The organism is Frankia sp. AiPs1 (genome assembly GCF_023716945.1).
Classification (GTDB): domain Bacteria; phylum Actinomycetota; class Actinomycetes; order Frankiales; family Frankiaceae; genus Frankia.
Map to the genome: position 1 here is coordinate 1 of NZ_JAMQQF010000198.1, position 9,855 is coordinate 9,855.

Annotated in this window: 10 protein-coding genes and 1 pseudogene; 7 read left to right on the top strand and 4 right to left on the bottom strand. The window is 72.1% G+C overall.

Annotated features, from left to right (window positions below):
- Both ND748_RS17430 and galU read right to left on the bottom strand, forming a co-directional pair.
- Window positions 1–383 (bottom strand): annotated as a pseudogene (locus tag ND748_RS17430) (molybdopterin molybdenumtransferase MoeA); the annotation flags it as partial.
- A 275-nt stretch (window positions 384–658) separates the two neighbouring features.
- Complete coding sequence (gene galU / locus ND748_RS17435; protein WP_251746860.1) at window positions 659–1,591, bottom strand: UTP--glucose-1-phosphate uridylyltransferase GalU; 933 nt, start codon at window positions 1,589–1,591, stop codon at window positions 659–661.
- A gap of 183 nt (window positions 1,592–1,774) precedes the next feature.
- Here galU and ND748_RS17440 point away from each other — a divergent pair, with 183 nt between their 5' ends.
- Window positions 1,775–2,533, top strand: coding sequence for a 5-formyltetrahydrofolate cyclo-ligase (locus tag ND748_RS17440; protein WP_251746861.1), 759 nt, complete (start codon window positions 1,775–1,777; stop codon window positions 2,531–2,533).
- A gap of 44 nt (window positions 2,534–2,577) precedes the next feature.
- Complete coding sequence (locus ND748_RS35075; RefSeq protein ID WP_374215952.1) at window positions 2,578–2,949, top strand: FmdB family zinc ribbon protein; 372 nt, start codon at window positions 2,578–2,580, stop codon at window positions 2,947–2,949.
- 751 nt (window positions 2,950–3,700) lie between these two features.
- Here ND748_RS35075 and ND748_RS17450 read toward each other — a convergent pair.
- On the bottom strand, window positions 3,701–3,931 hold the full coding sequence (locus ND748_RS17450; protein WP_173402713.1) for a hypothetical protein: 231 nt from the start codon (window positions 3,929–3,931) through the stop codon (window positions 3,701–3,703).
- Between the two features lie 78 nt (window positions 3,932–4,009).
- Here ND748_RS17450 and ND748_RS17455 point away from each other — a divergent pair, with 78 nt between their 5' ends.
- Both ND748_RS17455 and ND748_RS17460 read left to right on the top strand, forming a co-directional pair.
- On the top strand, window positions 4,010–4,309 hold the full coding sequence (locus tag ND748_RS17455; protein ID WP_251746862.1) for a hypothetical protein: 300 nt from the start codon (window positions 4,010–4,012) through the stop codon (window positions 4,307–4,309).
- 261 nt (window positions 4,310–4,570) lie between these two features.
- Window positions 4,571–4,714, top strand: a complete 144-nt coding sequence (locus tag ND748_RS17460) for a hypothetical protein (protein WP_009741885.1) — start codon at window positions 4,571–4,573, stop codon at window positions 4,712–4,714.
- Window positions 4,715–4,919: 205 nt separating this feature from the next.
- Here the strand turns inward: ND748_RS17460 and ND748_RS17465 are convergent, their stop codons facing one another.
- Complete coding sequence (locus ND748_RS17465) at window positions 4,920–5,579, bottom strand: alpha/beta fold hydrolase (RefSeq protein ID WP_251746863.1); 660 nt, start codon at window positions 5,577–5,579, stop codon at window positions 4,920–4,922.
- Between the two features lie 439 nt (window positions 5,580–6,018).
- Between ND748_RS17465 and ND748_RS17470 the strand changes: the two genes are divergently transcribed.
- The 3 genes from ND748_RS17470 to ND748_RS17480 form a co-directional block, all read left to right on the top strand.
- Window positions 6,019–6,744 carry a GntR family transcriptional regulator gene (locus ND748_RS17470; protein ID WP_251746864.1) on the top strand — a complete coding sequence of 242 codons (726 nt, stop codon included), beginning with the start codon at window positions 6,019–6,021 and terminating at the stop codon, window positions 6,742–6,744.
- Window positions 6,745–6,809: 65 nt separating this feature from the next.
- On the top strand, window positions 6,810–7,706 hold the full coding sequence (locus tag ND748_RS17475) for an isochorismatase family protein (RefSeq protein ID WP_308205651.1): 897 nt from the start codon (window positions 6,810–6,812) through the stop codon (window positions 7,704–7,706).
- Window positions 7,707–7,958: 252 nt separating this feature from the next.
- The coding region (locus ND748_RS17480; protein WP_374215953.1) for an allophanate hydrolase at window positions 7,959–9,855 on the top strand (1,897 nt) is incomplete at its 3' end.

The window sequence follows — 9,855 nt, forward strand, 5'->3', positions numbered from 1 at the left end:
GCGGGCTGGCGGACCGCGACCGACTCGCGGCCGCCGTCGGTCCACTCGAGCTGGACCACGGCGTCCGCGCCGCGGGGCAGCGGGGCACCGGTCATGATCCGCACTGCCGTGCCGGGTTCCAGCGGCGCCGGCGTGCCGGGCCCGGCCGGGATGTCACCGACGACGGGGAGGACGGTGGGGGCGTCCTCGGTGGCCGTGGCGACGTCGGCGGCCCGCACGGCGTAGCCGTCCATGGCCGAGTTGTCGAAGCTGGGCAGGGCCACCGTGGCCCGGACGTCCGCGGCGAGCACGCAGCCGTGGGCCTGCTCCAGCCCGGCGCGCCGGGGGCGGGTCGGCGCCACCTCCGCGAGAATCCGCTCCAGGTGTTCATCCACCGTCGTCATGGGCGCCCGTCCCCGTTCCTGTTGCCCTTCGATGTCGGCCCGGCGTGCCCGGCCGACATCATCCGGGCTACGGCCATCGGAGCCCGGACACCTTCACTGCACCGGCGGCCGGGCGGGCGCCACGCACCCGTCGATGTCCGCCGATCCACGCCCGACCTGCGCGCCGATCGCGCGCAGGTCGATCCCGGGAGCGTTTCTGCCCACACCGGAAGCGTCAAGGTTAGACGAATGCAACCAGATTGATGAGGGGGCGATGAGCGGAGAAAAACCGCCAATTAGGACAAATATCCCTTGGGTCCGCCGGCGGCGACGTACTCCTCGAGCCACGGATAGAGATCGGGACCAAGATCGGCCCGCTCACAGGCCAGCCGGATGACCGCCTTGAGGTAGTCGACCCGGTCCCCGGTGTCGTAGCGCCGGCCCGTGAAGACCACGCCGTGCACCGGCTGGGCGTCCGCGCCGCCGGCCGCCGCGCGCAGCGCCAGCGTCCGCAGCGCGTCGGTGATCTGGATCTCCCCGCCCCGCCCGGGCTCGGTGTGCCGGAGCACCTCGAAGATCTCCGGAGCCAGGACGTAGCGGCCGATGATCGCCAGGTTGCTCGGCGCCTCCTCGACCGGCGGCTTCTCCACCAGGTCCAGGATGCGCACGATCCCGTACCGGTCGTCCGGTCCGGTGCGGACGGACTCCACGGTGGCGACGCCGTACATCGAGACCTGCTCCTGCGGGACCTCCATCAGCGCGATGACGCTGCCGCCGAAGCGGGCCTGCACCGCGAGCATCTCCGCCAGCAGCGGGTCACGCTCGTCGATGAGATCGTCACCGAGCAGGACGGCGAAGGGCTCGTCGCCCACGTGCGCGGCTGCGCACAGGACGGCGTGACCGAGCCCCCGCGGCGAGGCCTGGCGGACCGAGTGCACCTCGGCCAGCTCCGCCGACGCGCGGACCCGACGCAGGCGGGTCTCGTCGCCCTTACGCTCCAGCGCCGCCTCGATGTCCGCATCTCGATCGAAATGGTCCTCGATCGCCTTCTTGGTACGGCTGGTGACAAGGAGGACGTCCCGCAGGCCGACCCGAGAGGCCTCCTCGACAACGTATTCGATAGCCGGCCTGTCGACGACCGGCAGCATCTCCTTGGGCACCGCCTTCGTGGCCGGCAGGAAGCGAGTGCCCAGACCCGCGGCCGGAATAACCGCCTTCGTCACTGGCATGGGCAAACCTTAGCCGGGTCGAAGTGCACGGGCACTGCGGCGGGCGCCTGCACGGGCGATGCACAGCTCGGGCGGTACCCGACCGGGTGCCGGCCGCCACCGGCGCGGCCACGACGTCACCCGCCCGCGCGTCACGGCCCCGGCAACCGCCCCCGTGATGCCGACCTGCGGGAGGCTGTGCACGTGCAGGGAAAACACCCACCACCCGATCACCCGTGGGAGACGCCCGCCGCCGGGACGCCGGCCCGGTGGCCCCCCCGGCCAGTGGCCGGCGCGGTGCTCGGATCGGCCGGTGACGCCGCGCCGGTCGGTGACGCCGCGCCGGGCGGCGCCGCCAAGCAACGGCTGCGCACGCGGCTGCTCGCCCAGCGACGAGCCTCGCTGGCCCTGCGCCACGAGCCCTGGTCGCCGGCGGAGACGGCGGCGTTGGCGACGCGGATCCTGCAGATCCCCGAGGTCACCGACGCCCGGTGCGTCGCGGCCTACGTGGGGCTGCCCGGCGAGCCCGATCTCGCCGACCTGCTGGCTCGGCTGTTCGCCCGCGGCACCCGGGTGTTGCTGCCGGTGGTGCGCGCCGATCTGGACCTCGACTTCCGCGAGTACGCCGGCACGCTGATCCCGGGCGCCCTGGGCACCCGGGAGCCACCCGCGGCGGCACCCGCGGGGGACCTTTCCGCGGCCGACACTGTGATCATTCCGGCGCTCGCCGTCGATCGGGCGGGGCGGCGGCTCGGCCGGGGCGGCGGCTCGTACGACCGCGCGCTGCGCCGGGTCGCGCCCGACGTCCCCGTGATTGCCGTGCTGTACGACCAGGAACTGCTCGATCTCGTCCCGACGGAGGAGCACGATCGCAGCGTGAAGATCATCGTCACGCCAAGTCGTACGCTACGGTGCGAACCGACTGACGGCACCCGGGAACATCTGGGGCCGTCCACGAGCTAAAGTTGGCAGTCGCCACTTCTGAGTGCCAGCTCCGGGAGGAGTACGTGCCTACCTACCAGTACCGCTGCACCGACTGCGGACGTGACCTTGAAGTCGTGCAAAGCTTCAGCGAAGCGTCACTGACGGAGTGCCCGACCTGCGCCGGACGACTTCGCAAAGTGTTCGGTTCGGTGGGCGTGGTGTTCAAGGGCAGCGGCTTCTACAAGAACGACAGCCGGTCGAGCTCCGCCGGCGGTTCCACGCAGCAACGCCCGAAGGACACCGCGGACGCCGCGAGCGCCAACGCCACCAGCACCGCCGGCGCAAGCGACTCGTCGTCCAGCTCCGAGTCGTCCTCGCCCGCCACGGCGAACAGCGGCTCGTCCTCGTCGGCGCCCTCGACGGCGAGCACGGCCTCCAGTACCGCGGCGGCCTGACCGACCGAAACACGTTCACCGTCTGCCGAAGGCGTCCGGGCGCTCTCAGCCCTGGACGCCTTCGGCATGCGCGGAACAGCGACGGCTCTGCCCGCCCCGATGGGCCACACACATCCCACAGGACCGCGCCTTCCGGTTAGGACCGCGCCATCCCGTGAGTAGCGCGCCATCCGGTTAGGACCGCGCCATCCCACAGGACCGCGCATCCCGCTTCCCGCGCATCAAGCCGACGACCCCGCACGGACCCTCGGCGTCGGCTCCGACGTCTTGACGGCGCGTTGCGGCACCTTCTGTCCGCTTTCCGGCGCCGGTCCGGACCGGACGCACCGCACCGCCCTGGGCGTCCGGGCAACAGACGGCCAGGACAGAGCGGCACCTTGACCGATGCCGGTTCCGACGAGGCCGTACGACGGGACGCGACGGTCGCAGTCCCGCGGCCGAGCAGCCGGCATGGGTGGCACGCAGACGGACGTCCCGCGCCTACCCGACCGGCCTTCCCCACGGTGGTGACCGGCGACCAGCGCTCCGCTCAGGTCGGAGCACCGCGCACCGATGAACCGGGATGGGAGCGGACGTTCCGTTTCGTACAGCTCCCCGAAATGCGCTGATAGTGCGATTCAGCACGGCTGCCAGGCATTTCCGTTCGCCTCCGGACGGCATGCGCCGACGAGGCTGACGACAGCGGCGGGCGCCGATCCGGATGGACTCCGGATCGGGTCACGCGCCCGTGCCGTCGGGCCAGACACACCGCCTACTGTTTGCGTCGTCGATAGTGCTCCACGATCCAGGCGTCTACCTCTCGCTTGCGCCAAACTCTGGTGCCTTTGGCACCACTACCCGTCGGCGCGTTGATGACCTGCAAGGGTGCCGGAAACCGGGAGTCCTTGCGCGTCCAGTAGTCCACCGCCTGGCGAGTGATCTTGAGTTGGAACGCGATGTCCCCGATGCCGACCAACTGCTCACCGTCGTCCACGCGGAACATCGTAACCACTTTGCTCTTCCCCAAGAACCTCGCTAGGGTCTATTTTGCTGCGTAGCAAATTGACGGAGGAGGAAACCGATGCCCCCCACGCCACGCCGCGCCGATGAGGTCGGGGCGCTGTTAGACCGCGATGAGGACTACGACGAGGATCCGATCGGGGATCCGCCGATCACGGTGAGCCGCTACCGGGCGTCCATCCGGGCGGTCCTGGACGTCCGGATGCCGGAGCCCGGGATCGTCGCTTCCGCCTGGTCGCAACGGGAGACGGACGCATTTCTGGCGGGCAGCAGGGCCACCCTGCGGCTCGTCGTCGAGGTGATCGGGCACGCCCTGACCACGCCGCCACCCGCCCGTGATGGTTCCGGCGGCGTAGATTGACCGTCGGCGCGCGGCCCGGATCCGGGTGGCCACCATCCCGCTCGGATCCGGGCCTCGCGCCCCCTGGGCGGCATTGCAGCAGCCGGCCCTGGCGGGTGACCGGCCCGGGCGCCGGGTCGAACAACGGCTCCCGTCTAACCAGTCCGCGCCGACGCAGTGTCATCCGTCGGCAATCGATTCAGCACCGACCTGCCGCCCCGGCCGCGATCGCCGGACCGGGACAGCGGCAACGAACAGGCCGCGCCACACGAGGGGAAGATCATGGGCGCCACTGAGCCGCGCGACGACGACTCGTTCGACGACGAACGGGAGATCGGATGGGGTGACGAGTCATTGTCCGAGGAAGACGATCCGGACATCGAGCGACTCCTCGCCGATCTTCCGCCGCACCACGTCGAGCGCTGATCGGCACGACCCCGCCAGCCACCCCCGGACCACGAGGTGGAAATCGCGGCGCTCGGCCGGCTTTCCCGGCGCAATACGTCTACCGGTAGGTAAGCCTGAGCGCCGTGCCGGCGCCCGCGCCCGGTCGGACGAATTGCGGATGCCATGGCACGGTTTACTGCGTTGCCCCCGTCTCCGGCGCGGGCAATCCGTGGTCGGAGCCGGATTACCCGCAGGAAGCAGGCGCCGACTCGGCCGCTGAGGCAAGGTGGACACCCTGGAGCAGGCGGGCGAAGGCGGCCGGTGCCTCCAGGTGCGCGGCGTGTCCGCAGCCGGGCACGACCCGGACCGCCAGCCCCAGCTTCTCCCGCAGGAGCAGCGCGGCACGGTGGCGCACGGGCGGCGAGTCCGCTCCCACCGTGATGATTGTCGGACAGGTGCGCGCCGGCAGGGGCCGCGGCTCGAAGTCCAGGAACATCGCCAGGTCCCGAACGACCGCGTCCGGGTCGGCGGGCGCGTCGGCGGGGCTCCATGCGGGCCCGTACAGCGCGCGAGCGAAGGGGACCACGCCGCCCTGCGCGAACGCGGCGGCCATCGGCGCGAGCAGCCCGGGCAGCAGCGACCCCACAGCCGGCTCGTGCAGCACGGCACCCGCCAGGGGCACGCCGGCGGCGAGGATCGCCAGTCCCAGCGTCGCACCGCCGCTCACCCCGCCGTAGACGGCGCCGTCGAGCAGCGGCCGCAACGCCGCCAGCTCCGCGGCCAGGTTCCCGGTGGACGGCCGGTCCGGGGCCTGCACCGGCCGGTCACCGAGCTCTCGACGCACGTGCCGCCATACCGCCCCGGTCGTCGCCGTGCCGTGCACGAGCACGACGGGTGGCACCACCCCAGCCACCCCAGCCGTGCCGGCCAACCCGGCCATCCCAGCCGTGCCGGGCGCCCCAGCCGTGCCGGGCGCCCCAGCCGGCCGAGCCGCCGCCGTCTCCGGCACTACGGCCTCCCCCGTTTCACGCATCGACCCGACGTCCACCACTGCGTCAGCCTCCGTCTCGCCCGTCGTCCGAACCGTCCACGGACGGCCGTTAACGCGTCCGCAATCCTCGTCGCCGGAAAGTAACAATGAGCGCATTGATCGGAAACAGTCGAATCCTTACCGTCCAATGCATGTACACGGCTCTGTATACAGCGCAGTATGCAACAGGGGCGAGAATCCTGGCGCGATCGCCTCCGGCGACCGGCCGGGGACGGTCGCCGATCGCTGCCGGGCGGCGGCCCGGCCGAGGGGGGTGGCGCACCGTCGACGTCGATGTCGGATGCTCGGCTGTATGACTCCGTCGCCGACCCCGAGGTCCACCGCCGCCGGCAACCTTCGCGACCAGGCATATGTTGCACTGCGTCGACGGCTGATGTCCGGGGAGTTCTCCTTTCGGGACCGGCTGGCCGAGGAACGCCTCGCGGCCCTGCTCGGAGTCTCGCGCACCCCCGTCCGGGAGGCCCTGACCCGGCTGGCCGGCGACGGCCTGGTGGAGAAGCGGCCGGATGGCGGCTACTACCCGGCTGAGCCCGACCTCGGCGCCCTGCGCGACCTCTACGAGATCCGGGTCACGTTGGAGCTGCGCGGGCTGCAGCGCGCGGTGGAGTCCGGCACCGCGCACGACCCGGCGGTGCTCGAGCCGTTGCGGGATGCCTGGCGCGCCCTGCGCGACGATCAGCCTGCCCCCGATCCCGCTTTCGTCGTCCTGGACGAGGATTTCCACATCACCCTCAGCCGGGCGTCGGGAAACGCAGAACTCGCCCACATGTTGGACGCAATAAATGCTCGGATCCGCCCCGTTCGAATGCACGACTTCGTCACCGCCGACCGGGTCCATCTGACGATCAGCCAGCATCTCGGGATCGTCGAGCGGGTCCTCGCCGGCGATCTCGAGGGCAGCGTCGCCGCCCTGCGCCAGCACGTCGGCGAGTCCATGGACGTCGTCGAGAAGCGGGCGGCCCGGGCGATCACCCAGATGGTGCTCAACCGCAGCCGCGCCTCGGGGATCAGGAGCTGACCGCGCAGGCGGCAGACGCCCACCAGCACGACCGATCATCGTCGGCTCGCACGAGGAGGACCGTCATGACCACCGCAACCTCAGCCCCCACTGGTCTGGACCCCGATGTCCCGGCAAGCACCGATGTCCCTGCAAGCACCGAAGCCCCGGCAAGCACCGAAGCCCCGGCAAACATCGGAGTCCTCACCGGCGCGATCCGGCCCGCCGTCACGGCTGGACCGCCCCTGCCGAATCCCGACCGGCTGGCCGCCGCCGGAGACCTGCGGATCGGGCCTGTCGTCGCGAACCCCTACGCCTGGCCCTACGACGGATCGTTCAGCCCGGCGACGACCGCGGTCATCAACATCGACTGGCAGGTCGACTTCTGCGGTCCGGGCGGTTACGTGGACGCGATGGGCTACGACCTCGGGCTGACCCGCGCCGGCCTCGCTCCGACCGCGGCGCTGCTGGCCGCGCTGCGCCCGCTGGGCTTCCTCATCGTGCACACCCGGGAGGGGCACCGCCCGGACCTGTCTGACTGCCCGCCGAACAAACTGTGGCGCTCGAAGCGGATCGGCGCGGGCATCGGGGATCGGGGCCCGCGTGGGCGGATCCTCACCCGCGGCGAGCCCGGCTGGGAGATCGTGCCCGAGGTCGCGCCGCTGCCGGGCGAAGTCGTGATCGACAAGCCGGGCAAGGGCTCGTTCTACGCGACCGACCTGGACCTCGTGCTGCGCCGGCACGGCATCACCCACATCATCCTCACTGGGATCACCACCGACGTGTGCGTTCACACGACGATGCGGGACGCCAACGACCGCGGGTACGAGTGCCTGCTGCTGTCGGACTGCACCGGAGCCACGGATCCCAGCAACCACGCGGCCGCGCTGCACATGGTGACGATGCAGGGTGGCGTCTTCGGCTCGGTGGCGACCTCGGATGCGGTGCGTACGGCGGTCACCGCGGCCACCGCCGCGGTCTGAGCCCCGTCTCACTCCATGGTCATCGACGCTCCCTCCCCCGATCCGACCAGTACGGCCTCGGCACCACCCCCCGCCGAGTCGGGACCCGACCACCCCGATCCGACCAGCCCCGCCCCGGACCTGGGGGTGCCGGATCTGCCGACGCCGAATCTCCAGGCGCCAGATCTGCAGGCCCCGAATCGGCAGCCCCCCAATCTGCAGGCCCCGAGTCCGCAGGCGCCGAATCTGCAGGCCCTGAATCTGCAGGCAGCGGTGCTTCGGTCGGGGTACCGCAGCGGCCGGCTGCGGGTGACCGAGGTGATCGCCGCCGTCTACGATCGGATCGAGACCCGCGGGGACGACGCGGTGTGGATCTCGAGATTCCCCCGGGCGCAGGCGCTGGCCCAGGCTGCAGCCCTGGACGCGCAACGGGATGCCCTGTTCGGACCACCCCCGGCTCCCACCGCCGCCGTGGCCCCCGCGGGCCACACAGACAACCCGGATAGCGCAGACCAAGCGGGCAACACAGGCAGCACCGGCAACAGGAGCAGCGCGGGCAACAGGAGCAGCACCGGCCACAGCGGCAGTACGGGCAACAGGGCCGGGCCAGGCGATGACCCCGCCGGGCTGGCAGCCGCGGCACCGGACCTGCCTGCCCTGTTCGGGCTGCCCTTCGCCGTCAAGGACAACGTCGACGTCGCCGGACTCCCGACCACGGCCGGTTGCCCGGGTTTCGCCTACGAGCCGACACAGGACGCCCCGGCCGTCGCCGCGCTGCTCGCCGCCGGGGCCATCTGCGTGGGCAAGACGAACCTCGACCAGTTCGCGACCGGCCTGTCCGGGGCACGCTCGCCCTACGGCACGCCGGTGTCGCCGTTCGACCCGACTCTGATCGCCGGCGGGTCGAGTTCCGGCTCCGGCGTCGCGGTCGCGGTCGGCCTCGTGACCTTCGCGGTCGGCACCGACACCGCGGGCTCCGGCCGGGTGCCGGCGGCGCTGACCAACGTCGTCGGGCTCAAGCCCTCCCGCGGCCTGGTGAGCACCCGCGGTCTGGTCCCGGCCTGCCGGTCGTTGGACTGCCTGAGCGTCTTCGCCCTCAGCGTGGCGGATGCGCGCCTGGCCCTGTCGGTCATGAACGGCTACGACGCCGCCGACCCCTACTCGCGCCGGCTGCCCCTCATGCCCCCGCCGGGCCCCGCGCCGACCCCGGATGCGGCCCCGGCGGCTTCGTTGTTCCCGCCCGAGCAGGGGGCGGGCGGGAACAACGACCATCCGCCGCACCCCCCACACGGGCTACGGGTCGGGGTGGCCAGGCCGGAGCAGCTCACCTTCTTCGGTGACCGGGGGGCCCGAGCGGTCTACCAGGACGGGCTGCGACTGATCCGCGACGCCGGCGCGCGGACCGGCGAGATCGACCTGGCACCGTTCCTGGCCGCGGGGGCGCTGCTGTACAGCGGGCCCTGGCTGGCGGAGCGGTTCGCCTCGGTCGGAGAGTTCGTGACCGCCCGGCCGGACGAGGTGCACCCGGTCATCCGCACCGTGCTCGAGCCGGGTGCGTCGATTACCGGGGTGGAGACGTTCCGAGGTCTGACCCAGTTGCGCGCACTGCGCCGTCAGGCCGACGAGATCTGGCGGGACATCGACGTCCTGGTCCTGCCGACCGTGCCCACGACCTACCCGGTCGAGGCCGTTCAGGCCGACCCGATCGGCCTGAACGGCCGGCTCGGCCGGTACACCACCTTCGTCAACCTGCTCGATCTGGCCGCCATCGCGGTCCCGGTCGGCTTCGCCGACGGACTCCCGCACGGGCTGACCCTCATCGCCCCCGCGGGCCAGGACGAGTTCCTCGCGGACCTCGCGTCGCGCCTGCACGCCCGGACGGGCCTGCCGGTCGGCGCCACCGGCCACGCCCTGGCCCGGTCGGACCCGCCCCGCCGAACGGACCCGCCCCGCCGAACGGTCACACCGGCCGGCTTCCTCGACCTCGCCGTGGTCGGCGCGCACATGAGTGGGCTACCGCTGAACGGCGAGCTGACCCGGCTCGGCGCGGTGCTGCTGCGGCACGACCGCACCCTGCCCCGGTACCGGCTCTACGCCCTGCCGGGCCCGCAGCCGCGCCGTCCCGGCCTGCTGCGGGTGCACACCGGCGGCGCGGCGATCGACGCCGAGG